Below are 18438 nucleotides of genomic sequence, written 5' to 3'. Positions count from 1 at the left end.
CTGAACAAGTGTGTTATCGCTAAGAATCTGAAGTTATTGAATGCGATTGAAACCGCCAAAGACTAGACTTTGCTTTCATAATAATTAGGCGCTACTACTGGGTACGGCGTACTCTGCTGTTCGGGATATAGAATAGTCTGATAAATAACCGCTTTTTCAATTCACATGCACAGCCCGGGATTTCTTCGACAATTGTTTTTAAGGATTCTATCTGGAACAACATCTCAAATATTACGTCTTTTATTGTTAATATAATGCTGGGTTTTGATGTTCTCCCACATGATAAGCTTATCATCAATTTTACAGAATGCCCGAATCTCACCATCCTGAGAAATTACGAATCCTAAGGATTCGGGATGTTTCCAACAATAGGCTATCATCGAACGGTGACGTGTACCGTAGTGTCCTGGATCATGCATACTGAGTGATTTTGGTGTCGCTGTGGCAGTTGATGAAACATAAATTTTAGAAGGCATTTTTTTTGACTTCAGTACGGCACCAAAACCGTTTGCCACCATACTTTTGTTGAACAGCACCACGCCATCCACACAACTTTGAGAGGCGATGAAACTAATAGCCCCGCTGATTTCGTCTGCGGTTCCTTCTTTCAGATGCGTTGAGGCAACCTCCCGAAGGTATGTGTTTTTTCCAAGCGTCTTCTTTCCCAGTACAAAATTGTTCTTAATAGCGCTTGCACCCACTGAATTATCAATAACTGCTTTTGCATAAGAAACCATTGCAAGTGTAAGCCTTTCATAATGTATGCGGTATTTAATGTCCAGATCTCCGCTAACTTCCGACAACAAAAGTGCGCCACCATGTTGGTAATTTTGTATCTTGAGCAGCAGCCGTGAAAAAGTTTGAATCCAAAGCCCATCTAAAAAATCCTCCCATTCACTAAAATCCTCTTGAGGGTAAACATTCTTTAAATAATCCTGTACTGTCGTTTTCAAAAACTCCGCATTTTTACGAAGTATTTTCGAAATAGGCCCAATTGTTAATACATCCAAATACCTCTTGACCAAAACATTTTGCTTTAGTGTTGCCAAAAGTTCATAATCAAACAGCACGTTCAGGGTTCCGATATCATTGATTGAAACCTGAAAGCGTCCGGGTTGTTCGGAATGGTTATCAGATTCATAGTTGAGGAAATTTTGATAATGCATTGCCTGATCAATCATACCCCAGATAAATAAATCTCCACGCTCATCGAAATAGATTGCCAGCGAAGAACTCTGAGGATCCGCAGCCTTCGATAGTTTCGCAAGCGATTTGGTGGATAATGGGATACTGGTTTCAAAAGGTATCCAACTCCAACGTTCAGGTACTAAATGTTTGGGTGGAGAAGGGTCAGGATTGGATGGGTCAATAAACGTAATCGTCACACGAACCAATTCACTTTCCTCTTTGCACATACTGGAAAAAAACAGGCATTCAAAGAGCTTCTCCAAGATGTAAAGCTCAGGGGTGGGTAATCCGCTTTTATTAAATTTCAGTTTGTTGAATACTAAATTGGCTAGGTCCTGAGGCTTGGAGTATTGGAACATAAAGATATTTGACAGATTATGAAGAATACTAACGATCTTCAGCAGGATTTGGTTTCAGAATTTGCATTATTTAATCAATGTTATTCATCCCCAAAAGTGGAATTCATTTCGAAGTCTGATGCTTTTATTTAATTGTAAATAATCTATTCACTTCTCTCATCAAGCTGTGGATAGTCTGCACGTAATAAGTTTTTTTTTGTCTATACTAATTCTATGCAGAAATATTACAAAAAAGAAGGTCCATGTTTTTTAGTCATTCCACTTTATCTGCGGATGGCGGTCGAAACGTCCGGGTGCACCGTAGAAATACTTAATAAGTAGCTATTAACTACGGGATCTAGCCCATATAACAGATTGATGTGGTCCGTTTCAAACTTAACGCCCTGAAGCTTGGTTGTATAAGCGCAAGTAAAATTATGAATATCGGAATAATAGCACATTTAAAACACCCAATCCGCAAACCTTATATGGGCGGACTGGAGGCCTTCACTTTTGAAATCACGCGAAGACTCATTGCCCGCGGTCATGATGTCACGCTGTATGCCAGCGAACTATCTGACCCGGCACTAAATGTAAAAGTGATTCTCAGCGACCTGGATTATGACAGGGAAACCTTTTCGAGATTCCGGAGCCATGAACTTAGTGAGGACTTCATATCTACCCATCATGCTTATCTGGAACTCATGCAGGATATTGACGGTCAGGGCCATGATATTATCTTTAATAACAGCTTAAATTATGTCCCGGTAACCATGTCAAGTATCCTGGAAACACCTATGGTTACTGTATTGCATACCCCTCCTATTTTCGAGATGAAAAGAGCGATGGCATATGAGCGTAAGCTCGGTAAAATGCATTACGTAAGTGTATCTGAACCCAACGCAAGGGCTTGGAAACCTTATCTTAATGCTTGCGAGGTCATAGGTAACGGCATAGATTTAACGAACTGACAGTATCATCCCCAGGCGGATGGTGATTACCTGGTCTGGTTCGGAAGGATACATCCCGATAAAGGAACCCATATTGCCATTCAGGCGGCAAAGTTAGCCGGAATGAAGCTTAAAGTTGCAGGTAGTATTGCTGATTCCCATTATTATCAAACCTATGTGGAACCCTTATTGGATGAGGATATAGATCTTTTGGGCAACTGCTCCCATGAAGAACTCAATGAATTGATCGGCAATGCGTGCTGCTCCATCATCACCCCCTGCTGGGAGGAACCTTTTGGTTTAGTGGTGGCTGAGAGTCTTGCATGTGGTACACCAGTAGCGGGTATTTCTAAAGGCTCACTGCCCTACCTGGTAGATGACAAAACAGGCGTGCTGACACAAAGCTGTGAACCCGACGAACTTGCCAGCTGCATCAGGAAAGCAATTCGTTTGAACCGCGAGAATTGCAGGAAGCTTGCTGAGCGCCGTATGGGCATAGAAAGTATGATTGATGCATATGAAACACTGTTTATAGATATGATTTCAAAGACGGTCCCTCGTGCTGTATAATTTTGGTTTTTACATCCACCATCATGGTGCCGGACACCTGATGAGGGCGATTGCCATCGCCCGGGAGCTTAGAGACTGTTCAGTCACGTTCATTGGTACTTTCCCAAGAGAAAGGCGGCATATGATTCCAGACTGGGTGTCGGTTATTGATTTGCCACCTGACGTTGCCGGAAGCGCAGACAAAGCTTTGGACACTTCGCTGGCCGGGCTGCACTATGCCCCGTTGAACATTTGCGGACAACGAAAAAGAGTGGCTATGATCAGTGATTTTTTTGTTCGCAGCTTTCCGATGCTGTTCATCGTTGATGTCTCGGCTGAGGTGTCAATGGTGGCCAGACTTTGTGGCGTGCCCTATCTGGTGATGCGCCAGCATGGTCAGCGCGATGACCTGGCTCATCATTTAGCCTTTCATAATGCGTATGGATTGATTGCTCCCTATTCCCCATTACTTCAAGCGAGCGAAGAACAGTGGCTGAGCGAGAAAACTTTTTTTACAGGTGGGCTTTGCAGGTTTCATCCTGAAGAAGATGAAAGTGAGTTTTGGGATAGAAAGGTAGGCGTTTTAATCGGTTCCGGTGGGACAAGTATTGATTTATCGTTTTTAAATCATATAGCCGAACAATGTCCTTCATGGAATTTTGAAGTTTTCGGAAAGATGAACCTTAATTCTCTGCCAGCATCAAATTTGAGGTTCTATGGGGCTTTACCTGACCCCAGAGCGGGCTTGAGAAAATGCAGCATGGTGATAAGCAATGCCGGGCATAATTCGGTAATGGAAATGGCTGCGTTGAATAAACGCATGATTTTAATTCCTGAAACGCGCCCCTTTTTTGAACAGCAGCAAAAAGCATCATTGCTGGAAAAGCTCGGATTTGCATGCTTAGTCAATCCCGCCGACATATACCGTATTGACTGGAATGCCCTTTTTATAAGCACATCATACCATCGGCCCGAATTGGGCAAACTTATCGAGCCTAGAGCAGCTGAATATGCGGCCGGGTATATGAAAATTTGCTATGAAAAGCTCTTTATTGAGTCTTAAGGGCGAGATTAATTTCTTCACTTGATGGCATACGTAGAAGTTCTATTTCATGCGCGGTCCACTTGATTAGTCCGAGGCTTTGAAATTTGGCCAGCCAGCCCGACATCGGCCACTGCTGCCATTTTTGTTTGAATCGCAATGCATTTGAAACGATATCCTTGAGGTGATTAATCGGGGGATCATAGCTCGGATGGTATTGGTGAAAAGCAAAAGCGTCAATGGTTACAAGGGGCACCTGGGCTTTTCTTGCCAGAAATGCAAAATCGGTATCTTCCGCACCGTAACCAGTAAAACCTTCGTCATAGCCTCCTATTTTCTTATATATCGATTTTGAACATCCGAAATTCAATGACCAGAACTGTTCGTAAGGATATTGGCCCTTTTCGCTGCGAACGGGGTCAGGATGGGATAAATCTTCAAGGTGGGCGAAGATTTCTCCGCATTGCATAGCATCTATTGGTAGATACCTCGTCCTTCCGCTAAGCAGCGCTTGCCTGCTAAAAGCTTCCGAATATTTTGATAACAGATCTTTCGCAGGGATACAATCTGCATCCAGAAATACAATGTTTTCAAACCTGGCATTTTGAACAGCAAAATTCCTCGCTGCTGCCAATGGCAATCCGGGAATGTCGAGCACTACCTGGCGAATTTTCAAACCGCCATCCTCGAGTGAATAAGGTTTCTCACTCATATGTACAATCACCATCTCGTCTGGAATCCAGCTTCCTATAAGGACTCCCTTAATCATATTTTGCAGTGCAACCTGTCTGTTTTTCACCAGCGTGACAAGCGAAATCCTACTCATGACTGGCTATTTGAATTGATTTATTATGTTTTTTCAGCATTTGATAAGAAATTGTCGCAGATACAGCGAATATGAGGTGTGCAGGTATACGCTGTAGATAAAACCGCCTGTAGTTCATTAATGGACTTAAAGGATGTATGCTGAAGGTTGCTTTCCAAATGCATATCCCGATGAGGCTGCTCAGACAACCCAATATGATTCCGTTAAGCATGGAGGGTTTAATTTTGTATTTTTCCCAGAGGGTTACGTAAAGTAGGCAAAATAAGCAACCCATTGAATAGTGTGCAAGCCATCCGCCGGCAGTTCCTGTAGATTTTGACACGAAAGGCAAAAGTTTTCGCAGCAGCCCCCGCAAATGTTTAGGTTCCCGGAATTCCTGCCCCTTTAAAGACATTAGTGCGCTGGACAGGGTCATTACAGCTGTTCCGGCTAATGCGCTAAGCATTATTCTAGCTACCTTATTTATCATAACATTATAAAAAATTTCAGCTCTAACCTTACCCCCTTTGACGCGAAGGGAAGCTGTAAAAAGGCTATTTAATATGCAATCCAGTGCTGCGTGAAATTCATTTAGCAAATTGATTTGCAGGCAACGCTGCTCAGTAATTTTGTAAGCCTAAAATAAAAAACACAATCCTGAGATTGCTCAAGCTCATGGCATCAGATTATTTAATGCAACAAAAGCTGATTAGTTATAACCAATAATCTTATCAATTCGGCTTTTATTTTATGAAAAATCACCAAGTCACTTTCGTGGATCTTAACTTAATCATCCTTTACAAAAGGTACTCAAAGCCATGCAAAAAGAGAACATTAAGCGTAAGGATAAGTTTTAATTATTTATTCAAGCCAGAGATGTGGACCCAAAGTACAAGCGCGTCGTAATTTTGATTTAATCACCCGTATAGCCGATTCGATTGATACCGTATCATTTGGTGCGTAAGTAGATTCTGGGCGATTGACAAATATGGTTTGCTTATTATTTGCTATTGGGTTCAACATTGCCATCGGCGGCGCAATGCTGTCTTAGTTGCTTTGGACCCTGGGGCCAGATATAGGCTGTAGTCTGTTTTTTCCATCCCAAGGATTTATAAAACCTACCTGCACCTGGCGCAGCTGTCAGCGTGACAAAATGATAATCTATTAACTGGGCATTTAAGAAGTCTACGATATATTTTCCTAATCCCTGCTTACGGTAGGCTGGGTCGACAACAATATCTGCTAGTACTGCGTGGAAGCGTCCATCACCAATTACCCTTCCAAAAGCGATAATCACCTCATTATCAAAAATGAATAAAGTATGCGAACTCTTCCTAAAGGCATCTGCAACTTCGTGCTCCAGCCGCTGACGCCAGTTAATTTTCCTGAAGAGCACTAAAATGCACTGCCAATCAATCTCCTTTAAGTCAGAATTCAACCTGTAATCATATTTCTGATTTGGTTTTTTCATATTAAAAAACTATGCGCCAAAAATTAACTTAGATAACATGAGAACTTGATCGATAAAGCCATGTTTGGAACTATATCTTCTGGCTAGCACGATTTGAAGAGCGTTTATTTATCTCTATAACTTTAAAATATGAACCGTCAAGCTTTTTAATTAGCAAATCCAAATGCTGTTGAAAACCAATCTGTGGTTTAACCTCACGCTCTATTGTGGAGATAAAATCATCAATACTTTCTGATGGAGACAAACTTATTTCAAGCGTCTCACCGCTTTTCCAAGTATGCTCAGCAATTTGAGTATATTTTTCAGCGAGTAGATCGCCAAAATTCATTCTGGAATTATATTTCAATTGAGCAACTGTGTACGGCATATTACCTGCAGAACCACTATTGCCCTTTTCGGCGTCAGAACGGGCTTCTTCGGCGCCAAAATCACCCTCTCCCACTTCGGTTCCCAAATGACCTGCTTCGCTTTTCATTTGACCCTGTGCGGCATTTAAATTACTTCTAAACTTTGGAATTTGATTTTGCGGCAAATTACTAGTATTTGCTGAATCCGTTGTGCTGGTATCAGGTTCCTTGGGAGATGTTTTGTGATTATTAATCATAACTAGACTCGGTTTATTATATATCTTAACATCCCAAAAAACCAATGGTTTTTTCGAAGGTGATTACAAGTACTTTTTTAATTCCGATGGTGATTTATACTGGACAAACGGATAAATACCCAATAAATAAGGGAAAAGAATAAGCATCCTTTAATAAATTGTGATGCTTTGACCATCAATATCTAAGTGCCCCGCCTTATGCTACAGGCTGGGATGCGAAGTGGTTTAAATTTCAGATACCATTTTTCAAGTTACAATACTGCTGATTACAATAGACCTTTGATTCCATTTCGAGGCCAAAAAACTGTCAAAATTTTGATTTCTCCGCAAATACTTGTTTGAAGCTTAGGTGCATTAATTTGATTCACGGGCTTGATTGGGGAAGTTTTAAGTCTTTTTCTGCTACCAATAGAAGGGGACGAACTTCTAATGAGAGTGACTGGTTCATCATCGATTCTTCGGCATCCGCTTATGGAATTACCGACTACTTTGGGTAATCTTTTCATCTTTCCCATGTTGAATTCTTACTTGCCAAAACATTATTGCCCGCCGCTAAGTTTTACGAATCTTTTTTGGGTTAATTATTTAAAGCGATTGAGAAACCTTTAAAAAAATTATACTTAGGGAGAAGCAACCAAAGGATAAGAATTAGTTTGCACGGAGCACCTTGGGTTAACCAACCTCAGGCTACAATGAAAATATCATGCTCTTCTCAAAATAAGGGTCAAAATATAACTAGGTAATGTCCATGTCATGAGAGACTGTTTGCAGCGGTGAATACGCTTTTAATGAAAAAAAAAGCTCAAAATTTAACCTTTAGGAATTGAAATAAAAAAAGTTGTACCAACATTTTCTTCACTAACGAACCAAATTTTACCGCCATGTAGGTCAACAATATTTTTAATTATGCTCATACCAAGACCGCCGGATTCTTCTCCATTAAGTCCATTTCTCAACACCTCCTGGCTGGAATTAAAAAGCTCAGTGCGCATCGCGGGAGGAATACCGATTCCATTATCGCTGACCGAGATTAATACATCATCGGTGCGGTCCTCGGCATATACTTCAATTTTTCCACCATCTACAGTGAACTTAATTGCATTGGAGATTAGATTATTAATAACCTGCAAGAACTTCATGCTGTCCAGATTTAAAAAGATTTTTTCCTGAGCACTGGAAAAAATAAAATTTCTGGCATGCTGTAGGTGAGAGCGGTTATAGAAGCGTACAACATCTTTTAGTTCCCATACCAGGTCCGCCCGTTCTTTTTTGATGGCAACGACGGAAGATTTTAGGAATTCGTGGTTGACCATACTCCGCACCAATTTCAAATTCCGCTCGCACATATCTTTTATGAAATGCAAAGCGCTAGCTAAGTCCTTTACCGCCAAACGATCAAGATCATTTTCTAAAGAACTCACTGTCATTCTTATCATTCCCATGGGCTCCTTTAAATCGTGCGCAAGCACTTCTAATGTCACATTTTTACGGGCATTTATTTGTTCAATATGGATTTTATTTTCCTGTTCGATTGTGAAATCTTCAATTATTCCATAAATGTGGCTTTTATCTTCAGAACGTACGAGCGAAGCCTTTAGGTATTTTTCTTGAGTCCCAATATTAAGCCTAAATAAATATTTTTTTTCGCCGCCATCAATCACCAGTTCATCATAGCAACTCAGGATATGCTCTAAATCTTCGGGATAAATTTTGTGAATCAAAGTATCTGGCAAATCATTTAACGCTGATTCTTCAATGGATAGAATCCTGCAGAATGCAGGGTTTGCATACTCTATCTCTGATTTGCTACTATTGAAAACAAAATAGCCGTCACGAGATACTGCGCCCATCTCGTAAAATATCTGTTGATTATTTATATGTACCATGTATACTGAATATTCTTTGAAAAATTAATAAAGAATGCCATTGATGTAAGCATGACGAATCAATTCGGCGGTATTCTTTGCACCGGTTTTGTCAATAAGGCTTTGTCTATGTCCTTCGACTGTGCGCCTGGAAATAAAAAGTTTTTCAGCCATTTCGGCATTAGTTAAACCTTGTCCTATAAGGTTTAAAACTTCTATCTCTCTCGAAGAAAATTCACTTTCCGAAATTTTATTGGAACAGGTGATTTTGGAATCTATCGCGGCATCAGCAATCCTGAGCGCTAATGATGAGCAGATATAACGTTCTCCGGCAACAATCCTTGATAAGCAAAAGAACAGTTCTTGGGAATCTACTGATTTACTTAAAAAGCCTCTTGCGCCTGAATGCATTGCCTTGTAAAAATGTATATCGTCATCAAGCATGGACATGATTAAAACCGGCACATGACAATCAATTTGTTTCAGCGCAGCGATCATTTCCACACCATTTAGAACGGGCATAATAATATCTGCGAGGATAAAATCTGGTTGTATTCCGCTGCGAAAGGCATCTAGCACCTCCTGTCCGTTACAGGCCTCATATATAATGTTGTATTCGTTTGTTGATTCGATGAGCATTTTAAGCCCTTTCCTCACCGCTGTGTGATCTTCTGCTAAAATGATATTTATCATGACGTTTATGCGTGACCAGAGTATAAGATGTTTTACTTTACTTATTGTTCTAGCATATGCACAACAGCACATATTCCAAAAAGTTTTAGATAAATTTCAAACACCGCCAGCGGAAAGCTTGGAGTTAATAAAAAAATCCAGATGTTTTTCTAACACCTGGATTTCAAGGAAATGACCTTATATAACTAAGCTTTTCCGTAGTTGCTCCATTGCGCTGTACCGTTAGGTTCTGAGTTTTTTACTTCTTCACTTTTTTCGGCACTCATTTTTTTATTCATCGATTCAGTTTCTTTTAATTCTTTTTCTTTTGAATCTTCCAGAGTTGTTAATCCCTCGGTTTGTTTAACAAATTCAACAGGCTCTTCTATTAATTCCCATTCCTTGGCCATACCTGGCATTTCTCCTGTATTCCAAGGACCTGTAAAGGAATTATCCGGAGACAGGTTAAAGTATTGTTGCGTAAACCTCGGGTCGGCTTGCAATACCCCTGGCGGAAAGTTCGGCTGAATGCTTTCCAATGCTGCCTCAAACATTTTATAGTGGGCAACTTCCCTGGTCATCAAAAATGAAAGTGTTTCTTTTACGTAAGGGTCTTCTGTAAATTTCATCAAGTGTTCATAAACCAGCTTAGCTCTTGATTCCGATGCTAGGTTAGATCTTAAATCAACCGTGAGGTCGCCATTGGAGTGGATATAGGATGCGCACCATGGAATCCCCTGACTGTTTGCAAGTCTTGGTCCACCGCTACTAAGCGTTACAAAATGAGGGTTTGCGGTAAGGGCAGCATGAATAATATCTTCGTTAGCCGCTTTACCTTCAAGCACCTGCATAATTTCAGACGAATCTGCAGCGCTTTTAAGCTCGCCATTAACACCTTTTAGCAACATTTGAATAGTTGCACCAACTATTTCTAAATGTGAGAATTCTTCGGTGGCAATATCCATCAACATATCATATTTATCCGGATGGGGTTGTTTAGCTCCAAAGGCTTGTGTAAAGTATTGCATGGCAGCCGCCAGTTCACCGTTTTCTCCGCCAAACTGTTCTAATAAAATATTTGCGAATACCGGATCTGGCCTGGAAACCCTTGCATTGAACTGTAAATCTTTTGAATGATGAAACATAATATATTGGTTTAATAATTAAGTATTATTGAGTTAGATTTACTCTACCACATTTTAAAACACCAGCTGGTTTTTAGAATATTCAAAACACGTAGTAGCCCACGAAATACGTAGTAACAACAGCGCACCTAAAATATCCAGCTTAATAATATTGAATATTTTTTCATGTACTACTGAGAAAAGAGGTTTCCACATCCGTATACGATTAGCATAGATAATCAACAAATACGTAGTCGGTTAAATATATACGTGTTCTTAATCTTTTGCAAACCATTTTTATTTAGTTAAAGTTTTTATGCTGATTATAATATAAACCAAAACTTATGGCAACTACAAAGAAAACTACGGCTAATGCCAAAACTAAAACGACTGATAACAAACAGGGTAAAAGATCTGGCAAAATTGAACCTTCTGAGTTCCACGAATTTTTTGTGGATGAGCTAAAGGATATTTACTGGGCTGAAAAACATTTGGTTAAAGCATTGCCAAAAATGAAAAAAGCGGCTACAAGTCCAGAACTGGCAGCAGCATTCGAGAAACACACCCAGGAAACGCAAACTCACATAGAAACGCTGGAAGAGATTTTTGGTTTACTTGATGAGAAAGCAACAGCCAAAAAATGTGATGCTATGGCTGGATTATTGGATGAAGCGAACGGCATAATTGAGGAAACAGATGAAGGGACAATGATCAGAGATGCCGGATTGATACTAGCTGCACAAAAAGTAGAACATTATGAAATTGCTACCTATGGGACATTAAAGGTATTTGCGGAAAATATGGATAGAAGCGATGTTGCATCACTTTTAGAGCAAACATTAGAGAATGAAAAATCTACTGATGTGGCGCTTACAGAAATTGCAGTTTCGGCAATAAATAGCGAGGCGGCCGCGGAATAAATGCCGTTGAAAAGAATTTATCACTATGCTTCATGGATTCACAATAATCCACAACAACAGGCGACATTAGAGGGTGTCGCCTGTTGTTATTTTAAATCGACATTTTGACATTTTAAGTGCTACGATATTAAAAGTTGAAATTACGGGGTCACTGGAAATCCCCGAACAAAAAAATGGAATAGCCCGAAATGATATTACATAAACCGATTTAGTTTATCGTAAAATAATCTTTCATTCTCAACGCCCGGGAATCCAAGAAAAATCATCATCTAAAAGACATTCAAACGCATTTTTCCTTTGAGAAAAACTATTTTTTTAAGATATTCGTATATGTAGATAATACTGTAAGAAAATATAAATAGCTTTTTATTCGAACAGTATCCTGTACTAGTCGTCCGATAATTTTACGCTCAATAAAATGGATAATAGAACTTTGCTGAACCAACTCCGAGGACTTATTCTATCAAAAAATAATCATCAAGCTATTGATCCGGACAAGTCCAAAACAATTTCCGAGGAGATATTTTACCTAACCAATAATTATGTCTCGACCGCCACGGTCCAAAGGTTTTTTGAAATTCAGGAAATGGGTGCCCTCCCCAGCAGATTTGTATTAAATGCCATGTGTCAATATATTGGTTATCTGGACTGGAATGATTTTGTAAAATATACCAGTCAAAGCTCTAAAAGTTAACTGCAGTAAAAACTATTGATGTACGAGCTTTTGTATTTATTCAAATTACCTGTGGGAATAAAAGATATTAATCCTAATAAATACCGCACTTATACACTGCTGATTTTCAGCTGTTTTACGTACTTTAGCATTTTAAAACAATTTTAGAATTCAGTGTTTAAAAAATGGAAACGCGTGAAAAGATAATTATCCGTACAGAAAAGCTCATTAATTATCTTTTGAAAACGACAGATACCAAGCTTTACCTTTATGAGTATCAGAATTCCAATCCGCATGAAAATATTGAAGAAACCTCAACATATCCGATACTGGATACATCTGGTGAAAAGGTAGGGCAACTGAATCTGGATATTTTATCAGAGGATGACAGGGCTGCGGTTGGATTATTGCTCTCGGGCATGCTGTCCCATATTGAGTGTGTTGACACGATAACACAATTGAATGAGAATAAAACCTATCTGGATAAGCAGTTGGGATGGAAGTCCAGCGAGCTTTCGGATTTATATGAAGATTTAAATCTTGCGCACGAGGAATTAAATGCATTATTCAATTCCAAAATAGAACTCAAAGAATCGATGACCGAGCTTAAGGAACAGATGGCAGGATTTCTTCAAGATGCCCCGATTGCATTTGGTATATTGAGGGGAAAAAAATTAGTCATTGAAGTTGCCAACCGCCTGATTCTGCGAGTTTGGGGAAAAAATGAATCGGTACTGGGCATCCCCTTAGAGGATGCCATCCCTGAGCTAAGGGGGCAGCCGTACCTTCAGATTCTCGAGGATGTTTACAATAGTGGCGAAAGATATATCGGTAAGCAAGCCCGCGTCCTTCTTGAGCGCAACGGTTCGAATGACATCACCTATTTTAATTTCATTTACGAACCTATCAAATCTACTGGTGGCGAAGTTCACGGAATTATGATTTTCGCCAATGAAGTAACAGAACTGATTTTAGCGCAAAATGGTTAGCATTTCAGCTTGACCTTAGCCTATTGATGCCCATTTTAGTCGGCTAATGGAAGTTCGAAATGAAAAACTGAACCTTTTCCGGGTTCACTTTCTGCCCAGATTTTTCCTCCGTGACGGTTGATTATCTCTGAACAGAGATACAGCCCAATTCCAAAACCCGAAACATTTGTATTTTCTTCAACTCTATAATATCGTTCAAACAGTTTTTCCAGATCATGTGACTGGATTCCTATGCCCTGATCGGCAATAGATACGAGCGCGACAGCATCTTTAAGGGCACAAGTGATGGTTATGGTACATCCACTTTTAGAGTATTTAGCTGCATTACTTACCAGGTTATTAACGACCTGACCAATCTTATTGCTATCCCCGATAACCAATAGCTTATCGTTTCCTTTAAATAAAATATTATGGCTGTTAAAAAGGGGCACATTTTCTCTGTAAATTTCTGCTGTGAGCGAAGTGAGGTCAAATACCGATTTTTCAATATGGATTTTACCCGCATCCAGCCTGGAGACGTTTAAAAAGCCATTGATCAAATCGGCCATATGCTTGGCCTGTTTAAGCGGTTGGGCAAACATTTCTACAGATAATTGTTGTTCTTTTTCTACCTTCCTTTGTAATAGCTGGAGGTAACCGTTGAGGGAAGTTAAAGGCGTTTTTAATTCGTGGCTCACCATTCCAATGAAATCATTTTTTCTGATCTCATCCTGCCTTTGATCGGTAATGTCCATCACCACCCCGGAAAAAATATCAGGTTCCTGCCCTTTTTCTCCATTCATTCTGCCAAATGCGCGCAGCCATCGTTTATTACCGTCCATGGCGCCATTTACCAAATAACTGATATCGTAACTTCCGCCAGTGGCAATCACTTCCTCCATTTGCGCTACTGCGCTCGGCCGGAATTCCGGATCGATGGTCTCCACCAAATCACTGACACTAACCGTTGCATCTCCATGAAAACCAAACAACTCTTTCAACCTCGGGGATGCTACGATATCCATTGTCCGGGTATCGATACTCCATGTCCCTACGTTTGCCCCTTCCACCGCTAATCTGGTTTCGAGCTCTGCCCGCTCAACCCGAAGCCGCGAATTTACCTGCTGGGTAACATCCACGGCAACAATGAGAATATCGGATACCAATCCTGAAATACCTTTCACAGGCTGGTAAACTAAATTGAAGAATATTTCTTTGAGTTCCCCATTATGTTCAAGCATTGCCCTGATTTCGTTTGCAAAAAATGGATTACCCGAGTGATATACGTCGGCAAGAATTCCCAGGAAGGGTTGGTCTGCAATCTCCGGTAGTGCATCTGCCAAGGGAAGGCCAAGAATGACAGCTTGTTTTCCCCATACTTCAAGTAGTTTCGCATTTGCCGTTTCTACAATCAACCGATTTCCATGCAATACGCCGATTGCAACAGGCGCTTCCTGAATTAAGAATTTAAACCGCTGCTGGCTTTTGAAAAGGTCATCGTTGGTAATCTTTAGTTTTTCATTAATGGTTGCAAGTTCATGTGCATAATTTTCGAGCTGACGCTTGGCAAGAACGCGATCCGTAATTTCAAATGACATGACCAATACACCCGTTCGCTCACCAGACAAATCTGACAATGGCTGATAGGTGTAGTCTACATAAGTTTCGCGGATTTTACCGTTGCCTGCATCGAATAGTACAGGACTTTCTTTAACATCAATTATTGCCCCGGTGGACATCACATGGCGAAGCTGGCTTGCAAAAGGCTGGTCAGCAAGGTCAGGTAAAATTTCAAGGAAGGGCTTTCCCAGCACTTCTTCCTTGGTTTTTTTCCAATAATCGAGGTTACTATTGTTGATCATTTCAACAATTAAGTCGTATCCGCGGATAATGACTACGGAAGCGGGCAGCATGTTAAGTATTTGCTCCAGATTGCTATTGGCCTCGCCGAGGCTATCACGCGAACGGGCCAGCTCTTCATTTGCCGCTGACATTTCTTCATTAATGGCCTGCAATTTTTCACTATAACTTGCATGTTCCATATTTTCAGTTTCGTGCTGGGAACGATCCAAGAGGGCGGCATAACGTAGTTCTATCAAATCCATAACGGCCTGGGCAAGCTTTTCGAGCATTTCCCTTTCAAGAACTGAAAATTCGCGGGCCTGCCTGTCAATAACACAAAAGGTACCAATCAAGAAACCATCCGAGGTAACCAGCGGTGCACCCGCATAAAATCGCAAGCCAAATGCCCCAGCGACATTTGGATTTGCAGCCAGGCAGGGTTCTTTCAGCGCATCTTCATATACGGTCACCAACGGATCCAGGACTGCAAGGGCACAAAGGCTCTTCCCCCGGTTGGCCTCTTTCGCGTTTCCCATACCCATATTGGATTTGAAGTACACTCTATCCGCATCAACAAGTGAAATAAGGGCAATAGGTACAGAAAAGATTTCCCTTGCCAATCTGGCTAAATTATCAAAGCAATCTTCAGGTGGTGAATCCATGACCTTATAGCGGTGGAGTGCTTCAAGTCTTTCAGTATCGTTTTGGGGAATAATGTCTTTTCCGAATGTGTTTTCGATCATAACTAAGTGCATAAATATACGTCATCTCCAAGAACTACAAAAGCAAAGCGCAACAGCAATTACCTATAGCTGAACGATAACAAAAAATGCAGAAAAATGTTGGCAAAAGTTTGAAAACTTTTATCCTGTGTAAGTATGATATTTTACAAATAATTTGGGAATGATAACCGAAGAATTATCGACTGAATACAGGAATCTGTTTTTTTGCGTATCATTATCATTTGCAAAGGATTTATTATCATTAAAAAATCATTCACCACTCTAATTTAGAATACATACAAATCTGATTTAACTTTTCTTGTAAATTGTATTTACACACAAAATGATGATTATGAATAAAAGAATTTTCTTGCTGGAAGATGATCCAGGAGTGAGAGATGTTTTGCAGTTGATTCTTGAATTAGAGGACTATGAGGTCACAAGTTTTGAAACAGTGGAGAAGTTTATGTCCCACCTTCCGGAAGTAAAGCCGGATTTGTTTATTCTTGACGTCATGCTTCCGGACGGCAATGGCTTCGAAGTGTGCAAAGAGCTAAAGGAATCAACAATGCAAACTCCGGTATTGATGATGAGCGCTCATGCAACTGCCAAAAATAGTCAGGAAGCATGCACAGCAGATGCTTTTATTTCCAAACCTTTTGATATGAATAATTTATTGCAAACTGTCGGAACTTTAGTTAAGAGAAATTGAGTAAAAGTATCCTTATATCAGGGGTTGAAGGCTACCCCTCTAATGGCAGTTGCGCCCTAATTCTATCCGTCAAACTTTGGATATCGAATGGTTTTTCTATGAAATCGTTGGGCACGCAGGTTTTGCTAATCGTTTGTAAAGTTGCATGAGCGCTCATTATTATGATTGGCGTTTGTTCAACTGACATTATGGCTTCGCAAACTTCAATTCCGGAACCATCAGGTAACTTAACATCCAATAGAAAAAGGTCAGCTTTAATATCCTTTCCGCGATTGGAAAATTCCTTAATGCTACTAAAGGCAATGACCTGATAGTTTTCCTCTTCAAGAATTATTTTTACTAATTCCCTTATGTCGTAGTCGTCTTCAAGGAGTATAATTGTTTGCATAGTTTTAGATTACAAATATAATACACCCTTTGGTTACATATAGTTTCAGAAAAGAAAATTTATATTTTGCGATTTGTCAACTGGTTTAAAAGCGATATACATTTATCTGTATTAAAAGGTTTTTCGACAAAACCATCCGCTCCGGCAAGCTTATCTCTTTCGCGAAGAAAGCCCGCAGTCATCAGTATTACAGGAATATTTTTAAAGACCGGATGTTGCTTGATCGCCTGACAAATTTTTGTTCCGTCATGCACCCCTAAGACAACATCAAGCATAATGACATCTGGCTTGAAGTTTTCAATTAGATGTAAAATATTATTACAATCGTCACTGGCAAACACGTCAAACTCTTCGAATAAAAGCGGCGCAATCTCGAGCAATGAAGGTTCATCATCTAAAAAAAGTAGTTTTTCGATATCGGTATCATTTAGTTTTGTCGCAATGTAGACATAACATTTATACGGTATAACTACCTGCTCGAAAAAGCCCCTTACATAATGGGGATTTTTAATTTAATGTTAATTAGGCGGCAAAGTGTTTGTGGAAGAATCCACATTTGAGGTGTCCCGCATTTCCTGCGAACCTGTGGCCGTTGTATCAATGGTATCAGTATTGACCTCTGATTCACGATTTTTTTCCTCGGTATTGTTATTACATGCGCCCAGAAGCAAGAATGTTCCGACTACAGCCAATAATTTTAATGTTTTCATAGTTTTCCTTGTTGATGTCATTTAAGAACATAATTGATTATTAAAAGGTTCTAACTTTTTGCAATAGGCTTCTGAGATAGCTAACAGGATGGGTTAACAATTGTCGAATGAAAAAAAATTTTTTTCTTCCTTATTGTTTCAACTAATAAAATAGTTATATTAGAGATGTGATAATTATAAGATTATGAAAACCCATTTAAGTTTAACCATTGCAAGTTGCATACTTTTTTGCTGGATCACATCAGGGAGTAAACCTTCTCTTGCCAATGGGCATTACTCGGTAGGAGTTACATCTACAGTGACCAGTATTGCAGATACACTGAAGGTAAAAAGCGTTATCGAAGGAATCAACACATCAGAGCGCGGCAGGATTACGCTACATTACCGATTGGACACATCGTCTGGGAAAGGAGTTCAAATTTCAAAGAAACTGATTATTGCGAATGGAAAGATTTTTGAGCCCGGTAAAATTGGTGGAATTGAAAATGCTGATTATTTTTTGTTGCTTGATGGCGCTGAGGCAGTAAAAAAATATGGACTCAAAGGCGAGAATGGGGTTATTGAGGCATTAGGTGTGAATTTAAAAATTTTAAATCTACCAACACCCCCTCCAGATGGGCCACCGCCTTCAGATATGTAGATTTAAGTAAGAGCTACAGTTAAAAATTAAGTAAGCAATATTGGTGAATGGCCAGTTATTCAATAGCCCTGTGGCATACCATAGATTTTATTAAGTTGGCCAAAATGCGTAAATGCAAATAGCCACTTATATGATATTTCCCATTTAAAATCTAAATTCCGAACCGATTTTAGGTCTCTATATTGTGCTACATTTTTTTAAAAATGTTGTAAACTCGCATATTGGGGACCATTCCAAAAGTGTCCACTGATTTCT

Annotated in this window: 19 protein-coding genes; 8 read left to right on the top strand and 11 right to left on the bottom strand. The window is 39.9% G+C overall.

The genetic code is table 11. From position 1 onward, the window contains the following. Positions 1 to 224: 224 nt before the first annotated feature. Complete coding sequence (locus tag R2Q16_RS16650; protein ID WP_316738584.1) at positions 225 to 1547, bottom strand: putative sensor domain DACNV-containing protein; 1323 nt, start codon at positions 1545 to 1547, stop codon at positions 225 to 227. 416 nt (positions 1548 to 1963) lie between these two features. Here R2Q16_RS16650 and R2Q16_RS16645 point away from each other — a divergent pair, with 416 nt between their 5' ends. From R2Q16_RS16645 to R2Q16_RS16635, 3 genes are read left to right on the top strand one after another with little or no spacing between them, the layout of a single operon-like run. After that, the gene (locus R2Q16_RS16645; RefSeq protein ID WP_316738582.1) at positions 1964 to 2497 is read left to right on the top strand and encodes a glycosyltransferase; all 534 of its coding nucleotides are present in this window, start codon (positions 1964 to 1966) and stop codon (positions 2495 to 2497) included. A 30-nt stretch (positions 2498 to 2527) separates the two neighbouring features. Beyond that, on the top strand, positions 2528 to 3046 hold the full coding sequence (locus R2Q16_RS16640; protein ID WP_316738672.1) for a glycosyltransferase: 519 nt from the start codon (positions 2528 to 2530) through the stop codon (positions 3044 to 3046). Further along, positions 3036 to 4088, top strand: a complete 1053-nt coding sequence (locus R2Q16_RS16635) for a glycosyltransferase (protein WP_316738579.1) — start codon at positions 3036 to 3038, stop codon at positions 4086 to 4088. The genes R2Q16_RS16640 and R2Q16_RS16635 overlap by 11 nt, the downstream gene beginning before the upstream one ends. On the opposite strand, the gene R2Q16_RS16630 is transcribed toward R2Q16_RS16635, so the two are convergent. From R2Q16_RS16630 to R2Q16_RS16605, 6 genes are all read right to left on the bottom strand, one after another. After that, positions 4075 to 4893, bottom strand: a complete 819-nt coding sequence (locus R2Q16_RS16630) for a glycosyltransferase family 2 protein (RefSeq protein ID WP_316738577.1) — start codon at positions 4891 to 4893, stop codon at positions 4075 to 4077. The two genes, R2Q16_RS16635 and R2Q16_RS16630, sit on opposite strands and share 14 nt — an antisense overlap. Positions 4894 to 5872: 979 nt before the next feature. Next, the gene (locus tag R2Q16_RS16625) at positions 5873 to 6343 is read right to left on the bottom strand and encodes a GNAT family N-acetyltransferase (RefSeq protein ID WP_316738574.1); all 471 of its coding nucleotides are present in this window, start codon (positions 6341 to 6343) and stop codon (positions 5873 to 5875) included. 70 nt (positions 6344 to 6413) lie between these two features. Further along, positions 6414 to 6947 (bottom strand): hypothetical protein, encoded by a 534-nt coding sequence (locus R2Q16_RS16620; RefSeq protein ID WP_316738571.1) that lies wholly within the window; start codon positions 6945 to 6947, stop codon positions 6414 to 6416. A gap of 809 nt (positions 6948 to 7756) precedes the next feature. Next, the gene (locus R2Q16_RS16615) at positions 7757 to 8797 is read right to left on the bottom strand and encodes an ATP-binding protein (RefSeq protein WP_316738568.1); all 1041 of its coding nucleotides are present in this window, start codon (positions 8795 to 8797) and stop codon (positions 7757 to 7759) included. A gap of 60 nt (positions 8798 to 8857) precedes the next feature. Next, positions 8858 to 9505 carry a response regulator transcription factor gene (locus tag R2Q16_RS16610; RefSeq protein ID WP_316738565.1) on the bottom strand — a complete coding sequence of 216 codons (648 nt, stop codon included), beginning with the start codon at positions 9503 to 9505 and terminating at the stop codon, positions 8858 to 8860. A gap of 185 nt (positions 9506 to 9690) precedes the next feature. Continuing rightward, positions 9691 to 10629 (bottom strand): manganese catalase family protein, encoded by a 939-nt coding sequence (locus tag R2Q16_RS16605; RefSeq protein WP_316738564.1) that lies wholly within the window; start codon positions 10627 to 10629, stop codon positions 9691 to 9693. Between the two features lie 323 nt (positions 10630 to 10952). On the opposite strand from R2Q16_RS16605, the gene R2Q16_RS16600 reads away from it, so the two are divergent. The 3 genes from R2Q16_RS16600 (at position 10953) to R2Q16_RS16590 (ending at position 13190) form a co-directional block, all read left to right on the top strand. Beyond that, the gene (locus R2Q16_RS16600) at positions 10953 to 11528 is read left to right on the top strand and encodes a ferritin-like domain-containing protein (protein ID WP_316738560.1); all 576 of its coding nucleotides are present in this window, start codon (positions 10953 to 10955) and stop codon (positions 11526 to 11528) included. Positions 11529 to 11946: 418 nt separating this feature from the next. Beyond that, entirely contained in the window at positions 11947 to 12222 is a 276-nt protein-coding gene (locus tag R2Q16_RS16595) for a hypothetical protein (protein ID WP_316738558.1), read from the top strand. A 164-nt stretch (positions 12223 to 12386) separates the two neighbouring features. Next, positions 12387 to 13190 carry a hypothetical protein gene (locus R2Q16_RS16590; protein WP_316738557.1) on the top strand — a complete coding sequence of 268 codons (804 nt, stop codon included), beginning with the start codon at positions 12387 to 12389 and terminating at the stop codon, positions 13188 to 13190. Between the two features lie 35 nt (positions 13191 to 13225). On the opposite strand, the gene R2Q16_RS16585 is transcribed toward R2Q16_RS16590, so the two are convergent. Further along, positions 13226 to 15754: an ATP-binding protein gene (locus R2Q16_RS16585; RefSeq protein WP_316738555.1), complete on the bottom strand. Its 2529-nt coding sequence runs from the start codon at positions 15752 to 15754 to the stop codon at positions 13226 to 13228. Positions 15755 to 16085: 331 nt separating this feature from the next. Here R2Q16_RS16585 and R2Q16_RS16580 point away from each other — a divergent pair, with 331 nt between their 5' ends. Further along, the gene (locus R2Q16_RS16580; protein ID WP_316738552.1) at positions 16086 to 16445 is read left to right on the top strand and encodes a response regulator transcription factor; all 360 of its coding nucleotides are present in this window, start codon (positions 16086 to 16088) and stop codon (positions 16443 to 16445) included. 31 nt (positions 16446 to 16476) lie between these two features. Here R2Q16_RS16580 and R2Q16_RS16575 read toward each other — a convergent pair whose 3' ends face one another. The 3 genes from R2Q16_RS16575 to R2Q16_RS16565 all read right to left on the bottom strand — a co-directional run bounded on the left by R2Q16_RS16575 (position 16477) and on the right by R2Q16_RS16565 (position 17564). Then, the gene (locus R2Q16_RS16575; protein WP_316738551.1) at positions 16477 to 16833 is read right to left on the bottom strand and encodes a response regulator transcription factor; all 357 of its coding nucleotides are present in this window, start codon (positions 16831 to 16833) and stop codon (positions 16477 to 16479) included. 59 nt (positions 16834 to 16892) lie between these two features. Further along, positions 16893 to 17249, bottom strand: a complete 357-nt coding sequence (locus R2Q16_RS16570; protein ID WP_316738668.1) for a response regulator transcription factor — start codon at positions 17247 to 17249, stop codon at positions 16893 to 16895. A 102-nt stretch (positions 17250 to 17351) separates the two neighbouring features. Beyond that, entirely contained in the window at positions 17352 to 17564 is a 213-nt protein-coding gene (locus R2Q16_RS16565) for a hypothetical protein (protein ID WP_316738549.1), read from the bottom strand. A gap of 163 nt (positions 17565 to 17727) precedes the next feature. On the opposite strand from R2Q16_RS16565, the gene R2Q16_RS16560 reads away from it, so the two are divergent. Further along, entirely contained in the window at positions 17728 to 18183 is a 456-nt protein-coding gene (locus R2Q16_RS16560) for a hypothetical protein (RefSeq protein ID WP_316738548.1), read from the top strand. Positions 18184 to 18438: the final 255 nt, after the last annotated feature.

It is taken from the genome of Pedobacter aquatilis, from assembly GCF_032678425.1.
Classification (GTDB): domain Bacteria; phylum Bacteroidota; class Bacteroidia; order Sphingobacteriales; family Sphingobacteriaceae; genus Pedobacter; species Pedobacter aquatilis_B.
The sequence above is the reverse complement of the archived record's forward strand: the minus strand, read 5'-3'. Positions and strand labels throughout refer to the sequence as shown.

Bases quoted from the DNA above. Each gene is read 5' to 3' on its own strand.
- R2Q16_RS16650 (WP_316738584.1), bottom strand. From the start codon at position 1,547: ATGTTCCAATACTCCAAGCCTCAGGACCTAGCCAATTTAGTATTCAAC.
- R2Q16_RS16645 (WP_316738582.1), top strand. From the start codon at position 1,964: ATGAATATCGGAATAATAGCACATTTAAAACACCCAATCCGCAAACCT.
- R2Q16_RS16630 (WP_316738577.1), bottom strand. From the start codon at position 4,893: ATGAGTAGGATTTCGCTTGTCACGCTGGTGAAAAACAGACAGGTTGCA.
- R2Q16_RS16625 (WP_316738574.1), bottom strand. From the start codon at position 6,343: ATGAAAAAACCAAATCAGAAATATGATTACAGGTTGAATTCTGACTTA.
- R2Q16_RS16620 (WP_316738571.1), bottom strand. From the start codon at position 6,947: ATGATTAATAATCACAAAACATCTCCCAAGGAACCTGATACCAGCACA.
- R2Q16_RS16615 (WP_316738568.1), bottom strand. From the start codon at position 8,797: ATGGGCGCAGTATCTCGTGACGGCTATTTTGTTTTCAATAGTAGCAAA.
- R2Q16_RS16610 (WP_316738565.1), bottom strand. From the start codon at position 9,505: ATGATAAATATCATTTTAGCAGAAGATCACACAGCGGTGAGGAAAGGG.
- R2Q16_RS16605 (WP_316738564.1), bottom strand. From the start codon at position 10,629: ATGTTTCATCATTCAAAAGATTTACAGTTCAATGCAAGGGTTTCCAGG.
- R2Q16_RS16600 (WP_316738560.1), top strand. From the start codon at position 10,953: ATGGCAACTACAAAGAAAACTACGGCTAATGCCAAAACTAAAACGACT.
- R2Q16_RS16595 (WP_316738558.1), top strand. From the start codon at position 11,947: ATGGATAATAGAACTTTGCTGAACCAACTCCGAGGACTTATTCTATCA.
- R2Q16_RS16590 (WP_316738557.1), top strand. From the start codon at position 12,387: ATGGAAACGCGTGAAAAGATAATTATCCGTACAGAAAAGCTCATTAAT.
- R2Q16_RS16585 (WP_316738555.1), bottom strand. From the start codon at position 15,754: ATGATCGAAAACACATTCGGAAAAGACATTATTCCCCAAAACGATACT.
- R2Q16_RS16580 (WP_316738552.1), top strand. From the start codon at position 16,086: ATGAATAAAAGAATTTTCTTGCTGGAAGATGATCCAGGAGTGAGAGAT.
- R2Q16_RS16575 (WP_316738551.1), bottom strand. From the start codon at position 16,833: ATGCAAACAATTATACTCCTTGAAGACGACTACGACATAAGGGAATTA.
- R2Q16_RS16565 (WP_316738549.1), bottom strand. From the start codon at position 17,564: ATGACATCAACAAGGAAAACTATGAAAACATTAAAATTATTGGCTGTA.
- R2Q16_RS16560 (WP_316738548.1), top strand. From the start codon at position 17,728: ATGAAAACCCATTTAAGTTTAACCATTGCAAGTTGCATACTTTTTTGC.